Consider the following 17626-nt stretch of genomic DNA (forward strand, 5'->3'; position numbering starts at 1 on the left):
GAACTCTTGTGAATCAGGCTCTTAGCCTTGTCCCGTGTGCCTTTCCGGGATTTTCGTCTTTCCGCGCATGACGCGAAATGACGAGTTGTGAAGCATAGTTTAACGCCCCGCCTGCTACAATTCTGCTACAAATCGACCCTGTAGCAGCGTATGTGGATGACGCATTGCTACAGTCCACAAACGGGGTGTTTCATGGCTTCGATCCTCAAGATCGGCGACCGCTGGCGTGCTCAAGTCCGCCGGCGGGGACAGAGTATATCAAAGACGTTTCGAACCAAGGGCGCGGCCGAAGCATGGGCGCGAGAGATCGAGGGCGGTATCGACAAGGGGCAGGCCGCCGTCGACGAGCAGACCATCACGGTCGGCGAGTTGGTGCGTTTGTATCGAAACGCTCGCAACGATTCAGGCCGGCCGGTCACGGAGAAGTCGAACGAAGATTACATGCTCAAGCGGCTGGAAAGTCACTTTGATGATGAGGTGGCGGCGAAGCTATCGACCAAGCGGCTAGTCAAGTTTGCCCAAGAGCGAAAGAAAGAGGGTGCAGGGCAGTACACGATCGACATGGACATATCCAAGCTCGGGACGGTGTACAAACACATGGCCTCGCTACTCGATCTCCGGTTGCCGCACGCTCCGAGCATTGCGCGGCCGACCCTCGATCACCTGCAGCTCATCGGGCCGGGGAAGCATCGCGATCGGCGGCCAACGCGCGAAGAGATCGTGAAGATCTTCGAGTGGTTTGCTGAACATCCAGAGCGCGAACAGGCGGTGCCGGATGTCATCCGCGTGGCGATGAAAAGCGCGTTCCGGCGCGGCGAGCTATTTCGGTTGACGTGGTCGGATCTCGACGTCGAGCGCCGGCTCGCGCTTGTCCGCGATCGCAAACATCCGCGACAGAAGAAGGGCAACGACGAGTGGGTGCCGCTGATCGGCGACTCGCTTGAAGTGTTGCTGCGCCAGGCGCGATATCCGGTGCCGCCGGCATACGAGGCGAAGCGCAAGGCGGACCCGAAGATCGAGCCGCATCCGAACGAGTACATTTTTCGGTTCGACAAGAGCACTGCGAGCAAGTACTTCAAGCTGGCCTGCGACGACAAAGGCATCGTCGATCTTCGATTGCACGATCTGCGGCACGAAGCGACGAGTGCCCTCTTCGAGGGCGGGTGGGATATTCCAGAGGTCGCAACCGTGACGGGGCATAAGGATTGGCGCAATTTGAGGCGGTACACGAATCTGCGACCGGACGACGTTGCGAAGAAGGGGCAAGCAGTTGGTCAGATTGATGACGATAGATCGCTGATCGGGGAGGTGGGGGATGGGCGAGTTGATTGAGAGTCAGCCGGTGTTGGCTGAGAGGGAAAAAAAGCCAGCCGTCGAAAGCATTGTAAGCGCGATGACTCTGCTTGCGATGCTCGTATTGCCATGTTCCGTGGTGTTCGATTGGGCATATTTCTCGCGGCTCGGCTTGAATATGTCGCAAGTTCCGACTTCATTAAGTGACCACGCGAGATCCGCCGTCATATGGGCTCCGGCATTAGGGTTCGCACTGCTCGGTGCCGTGCTTCAGCATGTGATCAATCGGTGGATGGACGATTGGCGCGACCCAAATGAAGTGAGGCGCGAGAAAATCCAAACCGCAGCGCAGTCAAACTTCGTGATCCGTTGGTTAATGTGGTTCTTCTTCACTCCTTCGATATACATATGGTCGATGGCGGCACTCGCGGTGTGCAGCTTCCTGTGGTCGGGCAGTGAGTATTACGGTGCGATGCTTTTCATGTTGGGGCTTGCGTGGATTCTTGCCGCAGCCAAGCTGCTTCCCGATAACGCTGAGTGGGTGAGGGGGCTTGGGGTAGTGATCGCCGTCGGTCCGGTGATCGCTGCCACGGCGTATGTTGCAGGAGACAGCCGCGCCATCGAAAATTTGAAAGAAGCTCCGTCGGCGACAATCGTGCTTTCGAGCAAAGAAGAACTGTCAAAGCTTGTATTGCTGCGGTATCTGGACCGTGGCGTGTTAGTGAAGAGACCGGACGGACACTTGATGTTTGTGCAATGGAGCGCGATTGCCGAGATTGACGATGCTCGGGCGAGAATGCCGTTTGAAGGTATCGGCTGCAAATGGTTCGGTCGGTGCGACGACGTCAAGAGACTTCGATACCAACCAGTGCCGTAACTTGGTGGCACCCACTGGTGAGAGAGTTATCGACACCAGTGGGACATGTGGTCATGCTGCCATTTGTCGCGCGCGCGTCGACATTTCATCAAGGTAGTCGGCGACCGCGTCATATGCGGCGAACCGGCCGCCGCCTTCCTTATACGTCGGGATCGGGAACGTCTCGGCGCTGATCTGGTTGCGGATGGTTCCCTCCGACATCAGCAATAGCTGCGCCAGCTGCGCCAGCGTCATGCGGGGGCCGTACTTTTCGAGGATATATGCGCGGGTAAGCAAGCTCATTGGATCGTCTCTCCATCGTCCGCGTAATTCGTCACCCGCTCGCTGGTCGTTGCAGCGAGCAACCGCTGTGTTTCGGGATGCATCGGGTCGGCGCCGATGTAGCAGTCGTCCGGAGCGTCGGGCCAATCCCGTCTGCACCGCTCAAATTCACCTTCGTTCCAGAGCGACAACCATTCGAAGCCTTCGTCCGCGTCAAGAGCGTATTGAATGGCTGCAACACTTGCTTGCATGTGGCGTTGCGAGGCGACTTCGCGCGCGGCACGCCAATTGCGAAGAAGGCGAAGGATGGTGTCCGGGTTCGCGAGGGCGATATAGGCGGCATCGAGCAGCGCTTGCTCGTCATCTTCGTTCCCGTTCGGGCGGCAGTCGCAGATATCCTTCAAGTCGTCACGCCCATTCTCTACCCACGCGCCGACGTTAATCCAGGTCCCCTTGGTTGCTTTTTCGGCAGCCGCTTGCAGGGCATCGTAGTTGCTGGTGATATTTTCCATGTTGGTCCCCGGTTATCGAATGGCGTTGACGATACGATCGAGCTTGCCGTCGATCTCCAAAGTGGCCAACGTCTGCATCGCTGCTGCCATGCGTTCGAGAACAGTGGCGTACCGTTCAAGGCGGTCAACGTCGGCCGTTTTCAAGAGCCGTTGCATTGTGTCGCCAAGTTCGTTTGCGGACTTTCGCACGCTACCTGCTGCTTTCTTCGTCGACTCTGCAACTTGCTTCTCTGCGTCGACCATACGAGATAGTGAGCGCTCAAAGAGTGCGATTGCATCTTGGGTGGCGGACTCCGCTTTTGCAAAATCGGTGTTCATAGCTTTAGTTTTGCGCTGAAAGTAGTTGGTATCTGCGTTGATGGAATTAGCGATCATCGTGGCCGCCTCTACGGGATCGAAGAGAGGGCCTTCGCTGTCTTGCCTGATCGGTTTGAGTCCGCACACTTCAAATGGGCTGCTTCGTCGGGTCATTTCACTTTGCCTCGTATGGTGGAAGGGCGTGGGCGAGCTGCATCAAGCCGGTTTCCAGCGTGATCCCGGCGGTTGCTGCCCAGGTGCGTGCGTCCTGCGCCGCCTTGTGGCGAGTGAACGATCCGATCTCGTCGGCCATCAGGTCCAGCAGCTCGACGTCGGCCGCGTGCGAGATCTCGGTGATCAGCGCGCGGATCTCGATGCGAAGGGCGTCGAGCCGCGCGAGCCTGCCTTGGCGGGTACCCGCCAAGGCTTCGTTTGTCTGGGTAGGTTTTCGCCGCGCGAGCGGCGCAGCGTCCTTCTGAATTGCTTTTGCGGGCGTCAGCCCGTTGTAGTCAGACTGCATCGACGTGCAGTTGACGCTCGCCAGCGCGATAGCCGGGCGCTTCGTTGCGTGTTCCCGCTTTCGCGGCAGCGGACGTGGGGTAGAAAGGGCCGGGCGCGGGGTCAATTTGCGGCTCCGGTCGGGAACGGCCATGCGGCCGCAGGGCCAAGAGCCAGCTTCGCTTTGTAAGTCGGGAATGCGGCGTCGAGCAGCTCCCGATTCGACGCAATCCGTTGCTTATGCCCGATGGCCGTCAGGACATCCGACAAATCGGGGCGTTCATCGCAGAGACCGAGGCATGGCTCAATCGCAATCTGCCGTGGTGGTCCACGCTCGATCCGGTGCGCCAACGCGTGATGATGAATATGGCATTCAACATGCAGGGCAAGTTGCTCGGGTTCCGCAAGTTTCTCGCGGCGACGCAGCGGGGCGACTGGAACGTGGCGGCAGTCGAGATGCTCGACAGCCTGTGGGCGCGACAGGTCGGCGATCGCGCGAAGCGTCTTGCGTCAATGATGCGGAGCGGCGCATGACGTGGTTCGATCCTCGGCTCTGGCTCGCGCTTATCGCGGCCGTTTTCGTCGGCGCTGCTGCCGGCTATTCGAAGGGGCACCGTGATGCGGATCAGTCCGCGACGGTCGCCGATCAGGCACGGCAGATTGACCATCTGCGCGCTGAACGTGATGAATTCCGCCGCCGATTGGTGGCGCAACAGGAGATCGCAACCGATGCTGCGAAAGATCGTGATCAGGCGCGCGCAGATGCTGCTGTTGCCGATGGTGTTGCTGACGGGCTGCGCAAGCAAATCGCCGCACTCGTTGCCGACGTCCGGCGTTCCGGCGCTACGGCCGGAAGCCCGGCAGCCGGCAACGCCCTCGATTTGCTTGCCGACCTGTTCGGCCGGGTTGACGAGCGCGCGGGAGAGTTGGCGAAGATCGCTGACGAGCGAGGAATCGCCGGCCAGCAGTGTGAGCGGAGTTACGACGCGTTGATCGCCGACGCATCAACCAATCTGCCGCAGTAACGCGGCAATCGAGGCTGCGCGGTCTCGAAAGAAACAGGGCGACCGGGGGAATGTTCGCGCATTTACCCGGTCGCTTTTCCACTGAGCGTGCCAGTGAATCAGCCAAGGCCCTGCTTACCTACGTAGGCGGGCCGGATTCTACACCAAGTTTAAAAACGGCTTTCACAATGGCAAATCCCATCATTCCTTGGATCGGCGGCAAGCGTCGTCTGGCAGACCACATCATTCCGCGTTTCCCTGCGCACGACTGCTATGTCGAGGTGTTCGCAGGCGGAGCGGCGCTGTATTTCCTGCGCCCGCCGGCCAAGGTCGAAGTCATTAACGACGTGAACGGCGAGCTGATCAACCTGTACCGCGTCGTGCAGCATCACCTGGAGGAGTTTGTGCGGCAGTTCAAGTGGGCGCTGACGAGCCGGCAGGTGTTCGAATGGCTGAAGCAGACGATCCCGGAAACCCTCACCGATATCCAGCGTGCTGCCCGGTTCTATTACCTGCAGAAAAGTTGCTTTGGAGCGAAGCTCGAAGGGCAGACCTTCGGGACGGCGACGACAACGCCGCCCGGCCTGAACCTGCTGCGCATCGAAGAGGAGCTGTCAGCGGCGCACCTGCGGCTTGCGAACACGTTTGTCGAGCGGCTCGATTGGGCCGCGTGCATTGATCGATACGACCGGGCGCACACGCTGTTTTATTTGGATCCGCCGTACTACGAGACCGAAGGATACGGCGTCGCGTTTCCGTTTGCCGAGTATGAAAAGATGGCGGTAAAGCTGCGCGCGATCAAGGGGCGCGCGATCGTGAGCCTGAACGACCATCCCGACATTCGGCGCGTATTCGACGGGTTTCATATCGAGACCGTGCCGATTCAGTACACGGTTGGCGGAGGCAAGGGTGTCGAGCGAAACGAGCTGATTATCTTCAGTTGGGACGACGCGGCGCAGCCGGCTGGGCTCTTCTGATTGCGGAGACCACCGTGTCGAAAGACACGGTGGCCGATTGCCGAAAAATCCTCACGCCAAGGGCGCCCCTCGATCATTGTCGCGTTTACCCGACGTTTGACAATAGTTGACCCGCTCGCCGAGACACGACTGCGTGGGTTGCGAGAAGATGCCGCCATCCGATAATCCGTAGGGCGCAGTCGCTCAAGTTGCGAGTAGGCCAGAAAAATGAATCAAAATAACTACCGTTTGGTGTACAGCCGTGTACGCGGCATGTTGATTGCCGTCGAAGAGACTGCCAGTGCGTCGGGCAACGCGGGCCGGGGCGAGACGCGTGGCGCGGCGGTTGAGCGCGAATCGATTGTGCGATTTGCCCTCCGGAGCATCGCATTGGCATCCCTGGTTGCGGTCGGCGCGACACCGATATGGGCGAATGCGCAAATTGTCGGCGGCGGTGCGCATGCGCCGTCGGTGATCCAGACGCAAAATGGATTACCGCAAGTCAATATTAATAAGCCGGGTGGATCTGGCGTATCGTTAAATACCTATAATCAATTCGACGTACAGAAACCCGGCGCAATAATCAATAACTCGCCGACGATCGTCAATACGCAGCAAGCAGGATATATCAATGGGAACCCGAATTTCGGGCCCAATGATTCCGCGCGGATTATCGTTAATCAGGTTAACAGCAATAATCCCTCGGTCATCAGGGGGTATGTTGAGGTAGCGGGCCCCAAGGCTGAGATTATCTTGTCGAATTCCGCTGGCCTTCTGGTCGATGGCGGCGGCTTTATTAATACCTCGCGCGCTGTCTTGACAACCGGGGTGCCGTATTACGGTGCTGACGGTTCGGTGGCTGGGTTTAATGTAAACCAAGGCCTCGTCACAGTGTCCGGCGCTGGTTTGAATGCGGCCAATGTCGATCAGGTTGACATTATCGCCCGTGCGGTTCAGGCAAATGCGGCGATTTATGCGAAAAATCTGAATGTAATCACCGGCCCGAACCAAGTCAATCACGATACGCTCGCCACAACACCGATTCAGGACGGTGGCCCCGCACCGGCCATCGCAATTGACGTTGGTCAATTGGGCGGAATGTACGCCAATAGGGTGTTTCTTGTCGCTAATCAGAACGGTGTCGGCGTGGCAAATGCTGGCACGATCGCCGCACAGGCCGGTGATCTGACGCTGCAGTCGAACGGACAGCTTGTGCTGTCGGGCAAGACGATCGCGAGCGGCAACCTTACGGCAAACGGCAGCGATATCCAGAATACCGGGACGACCTACGCGCAGCAGAGCGCGAACGTCGCGGCTAGCGGCACGCTGTCAAATAGCGGCACGCTTGCGGCGCAACAGAATACAACGATCAGCGCCGCGACCGTCAGTTCAACCGGCGCGCTCGGTGCAGGCGTGAACAACGACGGCTCCGTGAGCCGCAGCGGCGATCTGAACGTTACCGCGTCGGGCCAACTGAACGCGACGGGCCAGAATCTTGCCGGCGGCAACGCAACGCTGACTGGCGGCAGCGTGAATCTTGCAGGCGGCCAGACGGCGGCTAACGGCGGCATGACGCTGAGCGCCAGTGCCGGCGACCTCAACCTTTCGAACGCGACGACGAGTGCGCAGGGCGCACTCAACGCGAGCGCCGCCGGAGCGCTTGTCAACGACCACGGCAATCTTTCGAGCCAGAGCGGCGCGACGTTGACGGCGGGCAGCGTGTCGAACCAAGGCGGCACGGTCTCGTCCCAAGGCCCGCTGTCGGTGCAGTCGGCCGGACAGATCGCGAATCAGGCCGGTACGCTGGTTTCGCAAAGTACGGCGGACGTCCACGGTGGTGCGATCCAGAACCAACAGGGCATCCTCCAGAGCGCGGGCCGGATGAGCGTCGGCGGCACATCCTTGGATAACTCGGCCGGGCGCGTGACGTCCCTCAATGGCGACGGCCTGTCCATCGCAACGAGCGGCCAGCTCACGAACGCTGCGGGTACGACAGCGAACGGCGCACAAGGCGGTGTGATCGGCGGTGACGGCTCCGTTACGATTCAGGCGAGCAGCCTAGCGAACCATGGATCAATCAGCGCGAACACGGATCTGGCTGTCGGCGCGCAATCGGTCGACAACGGCAACGGTTCGCTGGCGGCAGGCCAGAATGCGACGATCGATGCCGGCACCGCGCTCACGAATGCAGCAGGCAGCATTTCCGCAGGTGCGTTGGCAAACGTTCGCGCGACCAGTCTGGACAACGGTGCAGGGGCAATTCAGGCCAGCCAGTTGTCGCTGTCAGCGACCAATCTCAAAAATCAGTCGGGCACGATCACGCAGACGGGCTCGGGACCGGCAGCGATCGCGGTTTCGGGCACGCTGGACAATAGCTCGGGAACCATTCAAACGAACAGTACCGACCTCAGCCTGACGCCGGCCGCATTGATCAACGACCACGGCAAGATTGCGCACGCCGGCATCGGCACGTTGACCATCGGCACGGGTGCAGTCTCGAACCAAGGCGGCATGATCGCGACCAATGGCGCGATGAAGCTGACGGCCGCCGCCGTGTCGAACCAAGCGGGTGTGCTGTCGGCTCAGCGGCAGGCCGCGCTCGATGTGCAGTCGCTCGACAACAGCGCGGGCGGCTATATCGGCGCAGACAGCCTTGTGCTGAAAGCACAATCGGCGATTAACAATCGCGCCGGCACGGTCGAAGCCAGTAATGGTCTCACGGTGTCCGGGGACAGCCTGGCGAACGACGGCGGCTCAATTAAGCAACTCGGCTCAGGCGCGTTGTCGGTCACGGCGGCGAACGCGTTGACCAATACGGCGAACGGCACGATCGGCGGTAACGGCGACGTCTCGGTCAACGCCGGCAGCGTCGACAATTCTGGCGGCTCGCTGCTCGCATCGCGGTCGTTGTCGGTGCAGTCGAGTGGCGCGCTCGCGAACGCGGCGGGGCTGATCCAGTCGAACGGGAATCTGAAAGTCCGCGCGCAAGGCGCGGTGAACAACCATGCGGGTCAAATCGAAGCGAACGGCGCGACGTCGACGCTCGACCTGTCTGGTGCCAGTATCGACAACAGTGACGCGCGCATCGCCAACATTGGCAGCGGGGCGACGACGATCGACGGCGGCGCATCGATTACGAACACGAATGCGTCCGGTACAGCGGGTGCCGGTACGATCGGCGGCAACGGTGACGTCACGCTGACCACGCAGGCCCTGACGAACGCGCAGGGCGGTCAGACGCTCGCCGGCCATGATCTGACACTGAACGTCGGCAGCAACGCGAACAACAATGCGGGTGTCCTTTCGGCAGGGAATAACCTGAACTTCGTTGGTCCTAACGCTACGCTGTCGAACCAGAATGGCTCGGTTCGCGCGAATGGCGTGCTTTCGGTGCAAGCCGCATCGGTCGACAATACGTCGGGCAAATTGGGCAATGACGCGGGTAGCGGCGGCAGCGTGTCGATTCAAACCGGTGCTCTGTCGAATCAGGGGGGCGCGATTGGCAGCGATCAGGATCTGTCGTTGACGAGTGGCACACTGACCGGAGACGGGTCGATCGTTGCCGGCCGCAACGGTGTAGTGACGCTTGGCAGCGACTATACGCAGACGGCAGCGAACAGGCTGCACGCGAACGGCGACCTGACGTTTTCCACGTCGGGCAAGCTGACGAACCAGGGCGTGATGGACGCCAATGGTGCGCTCACGGTGAATGCTGCGAACGTCGACAACCAGAGCGGCGCGGACCTGAATTCCGCGAACACGACGGTCAACGCCAACGGCGGCACGATCGATAACGCGGGCCGCATTGAAGGCGATGCGGTCACGACCAACAGCGCAGCGCTCAACAATACTGGAACCGTGATCGGTGGCAACGTCACGTCGAACGCGGCCACGATCACCAACACGGGCGCCGCTGCTGTCTTCGCCGCCGCGAACCAGCTGAATCTGTACGCGACGAATCAGTTGTCGAACACCGGTGGCGCAAACCTGTACAGCGTCGGCGATATCAATATCGCGGCGAACGGTCAGCGTGATGCAAATGGTTTCCTCGCGAACCGCACGCAAAACGTGCTGAACGACCAGTCCACGATCGAAGCGCAGGGCAACATTGAACTGGCTGCCGGCACGTTCACCAATACGCGTCCCGCACCGACGGTCGCGACCGAAACGACGAGCACGTCTAGCAAGCACGAAACCAAGCGCCAGAAGTACATCGTATGCGCGACGATGAATGCAGACCCGAACGGGGGCTGCTCGCAGGCGATGTGGGTGAATGGCTACAAGACGCCGTTGACTTCAACCTATAGTCCTTCGCAAGTCCTGTCGCAAACGTCCGGGCCGAACGCGACCGACAAGGTGCTCGTCGTGAACGTGAACGGGCAGCAGCAGACGATCTACTACAACACGCTGACGACGAATGCGGACGGGACGGTTACGGTCAATTATTGGGATGCGTATGACCCGCACGTGAACTATGTGCCGGATTCGGAGTATGCGACCCGCAGCGACGGCCATAACGGCTATCAACGAGTCGAGATCTGGCGCGATACGACGACCACTGTCCAGCAGGACAAGGTGACGAGTCAGGCGCAGCAAGCGCAGCTCGTGGCCGGCGGCAGTATCACGATGGCGAACGTTGGGACGATCAACAACAACTACAGCGCGATCACGGCGGGCAAGTCGATTCAGATTGGTAGCACCCAGCAAGGCGGATCCGTCGGTAGTGGCAGCTATGGCGGCACGACGGTGAACAACGTCGGTCGTACGCTGTATCAATACCAGCGCGACGACATTACGTCGATGTACGCGTGGAACGAAGACACGACGCAGGATCGTGGCACGATTGTCGAGCCGTCCATCGTTTATACACCGGTCGCGATTGGCGGCACCGGCGGCACGATCATCGCGAACCAATCGGTGTCGATTAACGCGCAGAACGTCAATAACCAGAACGTCGCTGCGCAAAACTCGGCGACCGGTGCGACGGGCGGCACGCTCGGCAGCAACGCAGCGAATCAAGGTGTATCGGGTGGCAACCAGACCAAGGTCGGCACCGCAAGCGGCACGACGACGGTCCCCGCACTGCAGTCGGTCGCGAGCGCCACGGGTGCATTGTCGATTACGTTGCCGACGAGCGGCATGTATTCGATCAATCCCGCGCCGGGGCAGCCGTATCTGATCGTGACGGATCCGCGCCTGACCAGCTACACGAAGTTCATCTCGAGCGACTACATGCTCGGGCAGTTGAACCTGAATCCGGCGAGCATCGAAAAGCGCTTGGGCGACGGGATGTACGAGCAGCAGATGGTGCGCAACCAGATCACGCAGTTGACGGGACGCACCTTCCTGCCGGGCTACGCGAGCGCCGAAGATGAATATCGTGCGTTGATGACCAACGGCGTGAACTACGCGAAGGAGTTCGGCCTGGTGCCTGGCATGGCGCTGACCGCCGCACAAATGGATGCGCTCACGAGCGATATCGTGTGGCTCGTCGACCAGACCGTGACCCTGCCCGATGGCAGTACGACGCACGTGCTGGCCCCGGTGGTCTACATGGCGCAGACGCACGCGAACGACCTGCAACCGACCGGTGCATTGATAGCCGCGGACGATGTCGAGATCCATACGGCGGGTAGCACGACGAACTCCGGTGTGATCAAGGGCGGCACGAAAACCGTCCTGACCGCGACGGATATCTTGAACCGTGGCGGCACGATTTCGAGCAGCGCCAAGAACGGCACGACCGTCGTGTCGGCGAGCAACGATGTCGTCAACGCGTCGGGCCAGATTTCCGGCAACCGGGTTGCCGTGATGGCCGGCCGCGATATCGTCAACACGACGCTGGTCGATGCCGTAGGCGCAACCGGCGCATCGGGCGCGAGCAAGGTCAATACGAGCTTAATCGGCCAGCAGGGGACGATCTCGGCGACCGGCGATCTGGCCGTACAAGCCGGTCGCGATCTGACGCTTCACGGCGCGAATTTGTCGGCTGGCGGCGATGCGCTGGTGACGGCAGGCCGGAATATCAACGTCGATACGGTTCAGTCGACCACGAACCAGTCGATGTATCTGAACGATCAGCATCATTGGGAAGAGTCGACGACGAAGAACGTGACGAGCGGGGTAACCGCTGGCGGCGGCTTGGCGATGCAAAGCGGCAACGATACGACGCTCAAGGGTGCTACGGTTTCGTCCGGCAAGGATCTGTCGGTGATCGCTGGTGGCAACCTGACGGCGACGACCGTCACGGATACGGCGAAGCTTGATAACGTCGCGGCGGACAGTAAGACGCGAAAGGAAACGGATCACAACTACGACGAGCATGCGGTCGGCACGCAATTCACTGCGGGCGGAAACGCGACGCTTGCGGCTGTGAGTGCCGACAAGTCCAAGGGCAACGTGACGCTGACCGGCTCCGCTATGACTGCGGGTATGACCAACGGCGTCGAGAGCGGTACCGGCTCGGCAAACATCGGTGCGACGGGCAACGTCACGATCAACGAGGCCCGCGAGGAACACGACAAGTACCAGTCGGTGCAAGTCCAACGCGGCAGCTTCGTCAGCAGCACGAAGACCGACGGGATGACCGACACGCACGCCAATGTCGGTGTCGGCAGCACGGTGTCGGGCAACACCGTCAACATTCAGTCGGGGCGCGACCTGACCGTTCAGGGCAGCACGGTCGTCGGCACGAACGACGTGAACCTCGCGGCGACGAACAACGTCAACATCACGACCTCGAAGGATTCTGTCTCGCAAGACAGCTACTACCGTGAGACGCATTCGGGTCTGGGAACGAGCGGACTGACTGTCAGCATCGGCACGCAGTCGCGGAAGGAAACGGATCATGCGTCGTCCGTCACGAACAACGCAAGCACGGTCGGGTCGCTCAACGGTAACCTGAATGTCACGGCCGGCGATACGCTGCACGTGACCGGTAGCGATCTGATCGCCGGGAAGAACCTGACCGGCGCGGCATCGAATATCGTGATCGACTCGGCGACGGATACCGCGAACAAAACGCATAGCCAAGAGACGAGCAGCAGCGGCGTCACGCTCGGCTTGTCGGGCAGCGTCGGCGATGCGATCAATGGTGCTTACCAACAGGCGCAAGCCGCCAAGAGCGGCAGCGGCGATAGCCGCGCTACTGCGCTGCACGCGATCGCAGCGGCCGGCAATGCCGCGATGGGCGTCGCCGGCCTGACCGGCGGTGCACTTGCGGGCGGTGGTACGCCGAGCATTGGTGTCCAGGTGAGCGTCGGATCGAGCCATAGCCGCTTGGACACGTCGGAAAACCAGACGACGCAGCGCGGTTCGAGCCTCGGCGCAGGCGGTACGACTTCGTTGATTGCGACGGGCAATGGCACGCCGGGTAGCGGCAACATTACGGTCGCTGGCTCGAACGTGTCCGGCAAAGACGTGTTGCTCGCTGCCAAGAACCAGATCGACCTGCAAAACACGACGAACACCGATTTGACACGCAGTTCGAATTCGTCGTCGGGCAGCAGCGTTGGTGTGTCGATCGGTACGAACGGCATCGGCGTTTCGGCATCGATGTCGCGTGCGCACGGTGACGGCAACAGCGATGCGGCGATGCAGAACAATTCGCACGTCACGGGCGCGAACAGCGTGACGCTCGTCAGCGGCGGCGATACGAACGTGATCGGCTCGACCGTATCCGGCCGTACCGTTACGGCGGATGTCGGCGGCAACCTGAACATGCACAGTGTGCAGGATACGACCGTCAGCAGCGCACATCAAAGCAGCGCAGGTGGGGGCATCAGCGTCAGCACGATGGGCGGTAGCGCCAGCTTCAGCTCGTCGCACGGGGATGCGAATGGCAATTATGCGGGTGTGAACGAGCAGGCGGGCATTCAGGCCGGCGAAGGTGGTTTCAATGTGAACGTCAAGGGCAATACGGACCTGACGGGCGCGGCGATCGCCAGTACGGCCGATCCGTCGAAGAATACGCTGACGACGGGCACGCTCACCTATCGTGATATCCAGAACCATTCGACCTACAACGCGGATAGCAGCGGTTTCAGCGCGGGTGCTGGCGTCGGTGTGACCGGCAAGGCGACCGGACCCGGATCGGTCAGCGGTGCAGGTGGCGTGACGCCGATGATTTCGCAGTCGGATAGTGGCAGCGAAAGCGCGACCACCCGCAGTGGCGTCAGCACAGGCACGATCAACATCACGAACCCGGCGGGCCAGACACAAGATGTCGCGGGGCTGAACCGCGATACGTCGAATCTGAATGGGACGGTATCGAAAACGCCGGACGTGCAAAATCTGCTGGATAAGCAGGCCGACACCATGAATGCTGCGCAGGCGGCCGGGCAGGTCGTATCGCAAGGCATCGGTGCGTATGCTGATATGAAGCGCGATCAAGCGATAGCTGATGCGAAGACAGCACTCGCGAATGGCGATCTCGACGCCGCAGCGGCCGCGCTCGATACAGCCGAGGCGTGGAAGGAGGGCGGGGCCAGTCGAGGTATGCTCCAAATGGGCGGCGGTGCGTTGATTGGCGGCTTGGGCGGCAGTAGTGCTCTCACTGGCGCGTTTGGTGGCGCAGCGGGTGCCGGGCTGTCGAATCTGCTGGCCGGACAGACGAAGCAACTGTCCGATTCGATCGGCAGCGCAACCGGCTCGCAATTGATCGGCAACATCGCAGGAAACATCGTGTCGGGACTGGGTGGTGCGTTGGTCGGTGGAAGTGCTGGCGCAGCAACTGCGTCGAGCGTCAATCTCTACAATCAGAACAACGATAAGAACGAAACCGAGGCGCAGAAGGATATGGCGGCGCTTCGGAAGGAGTTGGACAAAGAGCGCGCGATGGTTGGTCAAGTTAACTTGACGCAGCGCTTGGAGGACGGGTTGGCTGCTGTGCCGACCACGTCTGTGACGGGCGCGTTGGGTGGAGCCGGCAAGATGAGGAATAAGCCACCCGCTCCTCTGGCGGAAGCGGCTGGTTTGCCTCATACAATTATTGAAAAACCCGGACCTGACGGACAGTACACTACATACCGCAGTGATGGCACCTGGATGCAATATCGAGGGTCTGGACAAGATCACGGCGGAATTCCCCGCCCGAACGTGAAGGAAACTGGCATAAATACTGCGCCAGATGGATCGGTATTTATCGGCAAGGGTGTAGTTCGGCCAGCTACACCTAGTGAAATCCCGAAAGGCAATGGAAAATGAATATTTCAGAATGGAAAATCAGTGAATTTTCGAAGGCCAACGGCGAAAAATTTTCCCCATTGGATTTTTTGCATGCTGTAACAACAAAGGTCTCGTTGCCAGCTGATTTTTTTGTTTGTATCGGAAATTTGTTTTTCCCGCGGTTTGCGCTATTTGATGGTGTCGTGACTGTCGCTGATTGGTTTGATGAAAAGAAATATCAAGAGTATCGAATTAATGGAATGGCCGAAGATCAAGCCCAAGCATGGGCCAACTTGGTTGAGATAACAGATGTGCTCAACGGGATATCGTATGAAAAGGCGAAGGAAATTGCGATTTGCATCGTGGAACTATGGCGCGAGCGAGTACGTATCCAATTTCCCGGGGCCGAGTGGCAGGTAAATCACATTTTCGATGATGATGCAGAGGAAGTGTTTGTAACGATGGGGCGATTCTCCAGTGGTGAGGGCATTGGTCCATAATGAACTTTAAGGCGGAATCGCACTGAATAACAACGATGAGAATGCAAGAATCCTCCGTATCGCTTGGTAGCGGTGCAGCTCAGTTTCGCTTGTCCGGTGAGCTTTCGGAGTGGTTTTTTTCATCCGCGTCCGGATATTTTTGGTCAAAATTCAATGATGCTCATGGCACATTATTTGATCAGTTTGAAGAGGAGTTGGTGGATGCTTCGATTATCGATCTGATAGCGAATGCGCTGATCGATCAGATATTGAGCCTCGAAAAGTCGGGCGACGGCGATTTGGAGTTTATCTACCGATGGACGCAAGACGGAAAGCCTGTGACTGCGAGGATTGCAAGGGCGGGATTAATTTCGGAATTGGCGGTATTTCGTCAATTTCTTTTGGGTGCCGCAAAAACCGAAAGCATTGCGACTTTCTCGCTTTGAATATATCGATGAAACTAACAAAACGGCTGGCGGTTTTGCCGCTCACAGCGTTGGTATCACTGGGGATACACGCGCAGCAAGCACCAACGCCGGCCGACCAAGCCGCTGCTGCGCGTGCAAACGCGGAACAGGATCGACAAGCGCAGCAGCAACGCGACGCGCAGCAGCGGGACGCGGCGGTGCAGGCTCCAACTGTACGGTCCGACGTGCCGCGCGCCGAAACCTATCCCGCGCTGCCGAGCGAGCAGCCATGCTTCCACATTGATCGATTCGCGCTCGACGTGCCGGATTCGCTTCCCGATTCCGTAAAGATGCAAGGGGCGTCCGCGCTGCCGATGGATCGCTTTGCGTTCGCGCGCGAATGGCTTGCCCACTACGCGGGTCAGTGTGTCGGTAAGCAAGGCGTCGATACGATCATCAACGGGTTGTCTCGCGCGATCTTGGCACGCGGCTACATCACGACACGCGTCCTGTTGCCCGAGCAAGACTTGACCACCGGCACGCTCAAGGTTGCACTGGTTCCCGGCGTGATCCGGCGCGTGCGTTTCGCCGATGAAAAGTTGCGGGGCACGTGGAAGACCGCGTTTCCGACTCGCGGTGGCGAACTGCTGAATCTGCGAGACCTCGAGCAAGGGCTAGAACAGATGAAGCGCGTCACCAGCCAGGACGTGTCGATGCAGATCGTTCCGGGCGACGTACCGGGCGAGAGCGATGTCGTGCTTGACGTAAAGCGCGGCAAGCCTTGGACGGTCGTCGCGTCGATCGACAATTCGGGAACACGCGCGACCGGCAAGTTGCAAGGCAACCTGTCGGTTGGCATCGTTAACCCGCTTGGCCTGAATGACATCTTCAATGTCGGCGTGAGTCAAGACCTCGAATTTGGTGACAAGCGCCTCGGTTCGCACGGCTGGAACGGTTTCTATTCGATCCCGTGGGGGTATTGGACCGCGACGCTCTCGGCATACACGAACACGTACTATCAGCAGATCGCGGGCGTCAATCAGACGTTCGTGGCAAGCGGGAACTCCAAAACGATCGATTTCAAACTGGCCCGCGTATTGGCCCGTAGTCAGAATGACGTGTTCGGAGGTTACGTTCGCCTGTCGCGCCGCTTCGGGCAGAGCTTCATCGAAGATACGGAAATTCCTCAGCAGCGCCGCAACAACACATTCGTCGAACTTGGCCTGACTGACCGTCACTATTTCGGTGGCGCCCAGTTCGACGGCACGCTCGCCTATCGTCAGGGGATCGGTGCATTTGGGGCACAAGATGACGTGCTGGCGGTCGACGGCGGTCCGACTTACCGGTACAAAATGGCCGTCGTGGATGCGAACCTCTCGGTGCCTTTCGCAATCGCAAATCAGCCGTTCCGCTACGTCGGCTCGGTTCACGGCCAATACACCGGCAACTCGTTGTATTACATCGACGACTTGACGATCGGCAGCCGCTACACGGTGCGCGGCTTCGACGGTGAAACGATGTTGGCCGCAGCGCGCGGTTTTTACTGGCGCAACGAGCTGCAAATGCCGATCGGACAGACCGGACAGGCGATCTATGCCGGATTGGACTACGGCCGCGTGTGGGGGCCGCAGCCGGTCGCACTCGTTGGCACGCAGTTGGCCGGCGCGGTAATCGGCGTCAAGGGAAGCATCGGCACGCGCTTTGGAGCCTACGGGTATGACCTGTTTGCTGGCACGCCGGTGTACAAGCCGACCGGATTTCCAACGGCCCGCGTGACGCTAGGCTTTCAGTTGACCGGACAGTTCTGATGGACGGCGGGAGCCGCAGCTCGATCTGCGGTTCGGTACGCAGCAAAGCAAGTTTGGACGCGCTCTTAT

Annotated in this window: 12 protein-coding genes and 1 pseudogene; 9 read left to right on the top strand and 4 right to left on the bottom strand. The window is 59.8% G+C overall.

Features of this window, described 5'->3' with window-relative positions:
* Nucleotides 1-150 precede the first annotated feature (150 nt).
* Together DIE12_RS13850 and DIE12_RS13855 are read left to right on the top strand one after the other, a co-directional pair.
* Nucleotides 151-1332 (top strand): site-specific integrase, encoded by a 1182-nt coding sequence (locus DIE12_RS13850; protein WP_124522785.1) that lies wholly within the window; start codon nt 151-153, stop codon nt 1330-1332.
* The gene (locus DIE12_RS13855; protein ID WP_124522786.1) at nt 1316-2170 is read left to right on the top strand and encodes a hypothetical protein; all 855 of its coding nucleotides are present in this window, start codon (nt 1316-1318) and stop codon (nt 2168-2170) included. The genes DIE12_RS13850 and DIE12_RS13855 overlap by 17 nt, the downstream gene beginning before the upstream one ends.
* Before the next feature lie 51 nt (nt 2171-2221).
* On the opposite strand, the gene DIE12_RS13860 is transcribed toward DIE12_RS13855, so the two are convergent.
* The 4 genes from DIE12_RS13860 to DIE12_RS13875 are packed head-to-tail and all read right to left on the bottom strand — an operon-like array spanning nt 2222 to nt 3892.
* Entirely contained in the window at nt 2222-2452 is a 231-nt protein-coding gene (locus DIE12_RS13860) for a hypothetical protein (RefSeq protein WP_124522787.1), read from the bottom strand.
* A complete protein-coding gene (locus DIE12_RS13865; RefSeq protein WP_124522789.1) occupies nt 2449-2943 on the bottom strand; it encodes an ead/Ea22-like family protein in 495 nt (164 codons plus the stop codon). Before DIE12_RS13865 ends, DIE12_RS13860 begins: the two co-directional genes overlap by 4 nt.
* Nucleotides 2944-2955: 12 nt before the next feature.
* Nucleotides 2956-3414: a hypothetical protein gene (locus DIE12_RS13870; protein WP_124522790.1), complete on the bottom strand. Its 459-nt coding sequence runs from the start codon at nt 3412-3414 to the stop codon at nt 2956-2958.
* A 1-nt stretch (nt 3415) separates the two neighbouring features.
* Nucleotides 3416-3892, bottom strand: a complete 477-nt coding sequence (locus DIE12_RS13875; RefSeq protein WP_311768013.1) for a hypothetical protein — start codon at nt 3890-3892, stop codon at nt 3416-3418.
* Between the two features lie 128 nt (nt 3893-4020).
* Here DIE12_RS13875 and DIE12_RS13880 point away from each other — a divergent pair.
* The 7 genes and pseudogenes from DIE12_RS13880 to DIE12_RS13910 all read left to right on the top strand — a co-directional run.
* Nucleotides 4021-4272 (top strand): annotated as a pseudogene (locus tag DIE12_RS13880) (lysozyme); the annotation flags it as partial.
* Nucleotides 4269-4763 (top strand): DUF2514 family protein, encoded by a 495-nt coding sequence (locus DIE12_RS13885; RefSeq protein WP_124522791.1) that lies wholly within the window; start codon nt 4269-4271, stop codon nt 4761-4763. The pseudogene DIE12_RS13880 and the gene DIE12_RS13885, both read left to right, overlap by 4 nt.
* 167 nt (nt 4764-4930) lie before the next feature.
* Nucleotides 4931-5719 (top strand): DNA adenine methylase, encoded by a 789-nt coding sequence (locus DIE12_RS13890; protein WP_124522793.1) that lies wholly within the window; start codon nt 4931-4933, stop codon nt 5717-5719.
* A 207-nt stretch (nt 5720-5926) separates the two neighbouring features.
* Entirely contained in the window at nt 5927-14902 is an 8976-nt protein-coding gene (locus DIE12_RS13895; RefSeq protein ID WP_124522795.1) for a hemagglutinin repeat-containing protein, read from the top strand.
* Complete coding sequence (locus DIE12_RS13900; protein WP_124522796.1) at nt 14899-15363, top strand: hypothetical protein; 465 nt, start codon at nt 14899-14901, stop codon at nt 15361-15363. The genes DIE12_RS13895 and DIE12_RS13900 overlap by 4 nt, the downstream gene beginning before the upstream one ends.
* A gap of 35 nt (nt 15364-15398) precedes the next feature.
* Complete coding sequence (locus tag DIE12_RS13905; protein ID WP_124522798.1) at nt 15399-15788, top strand: hypothetical protein; 390 nt, start codon at nt 15399-15401, stop codon at nt 15786-15788.
* 8 nt (nt 15789-15796) lie between these two features.
* Nucleotides 15797-17557, top strand: a complete 1761-nt coding sequence (locus DIE12_RS13910) for a ShlB/FhaC/HecB family hemolysin secretion/activation protein (protein ID WP_124522800.1) — start codon at nt 15797-15799, stop codon at nt 17555-17557.
* Nucleotides 17558-17626 lie beyond the last annotated feature (69 nt).

The sequence above is a fragment of the Burkholderia sp. Bp9015 genome (assembly GCF_003853505.1).
Taxonomy (GTDB): Bacteria; Pseudomonadota; Gammaproteobacteria; order Burkholderiales; family Burkholderiaceae; genus Burkholderia.

Coding starts and splice junctions, on each gene's coding strand:
- DIE12_RS13850 (WP_124522785.1), top strand. CDS start 151: ATGTGGATGACGCATTGCTACAGTCCACAAACGGGGTGTTTCATGGCT.
- DIE12_RS13855 (WP_124522786.1), top strand. CDS start 1,316: ATGGGCGAGTTGATTGAGAGTCAGCCGGTGTTGGCTGAGAGGGAAAAA.
- DIE12_RS13860 (WP_124522787.1), bottom strand. CDS start 2,452: ATGAGCTTGCTTACCCGCGCATATATCCTCGAAAAGTACGGCCCCCGC.
- DIE12_RS13865 (WP_124522789.1), bottom strand. CDS start 2,943: ATGGAAAATATCACCAGCAACTACGATGCCCTGCAAGCGGCTGCCGAA.
- DIE12_RS13870 (WP_124522790.1), bottom strand. CDS start 3,414: ATGACCCGACGAAGCAGCCCATTTGAAGTGTGCGGACTCAAACCGATC.
- DIE12_RS13875 (WP_311768013.1), bottom strand. CDS start 3,892: ATGGCCGTTCCCGACCGGAGCCGCAAATTGACCCCGCGCCCGGCCCTT.
- DIE12_RS13885 (WP_124522791.1), top strand. CDS start 4,269: ATGACGTGGTTCGATCCTCGGCTCTGGCTCGCGCTTATCGCGGCCGTT.
- DIE12_RS13890 (WP_124522793.1), top strand. CDS start 4,931: ATGGCAAATCCCATCATTCCTTGGATCGGCGGCAAGCGTCGTCTGGCA.
- DIE12_RS13895 (WP_124522795.1), top strand. CDS start 5,927: ATGAATCAAAATAACTACCGTTTGGTGTACAGCCGTGTACGCGGCATG.
- DIE12_RS13900 (WP_124522796.1), top strand. CDS start 14,899: ATGAATATTTCAGAATGGAAAATCAGTGAATTTTCGAAGGCCAACGGC.
- DIE12_RS13905 (WP_124522798.1), top strand. CDS start 15,399: ATGAGAATGCAAGAATCCTCCGTATCGCTTGGTAGCGGTGCAGCTCAG.
- DIE12_RS13910 (WP_124522800.1), top strand. CDS start 15,797: ATGAAACTAACAAAACGGCTGGCGGTTTTGCCGCTCACAGCGTTGGTA.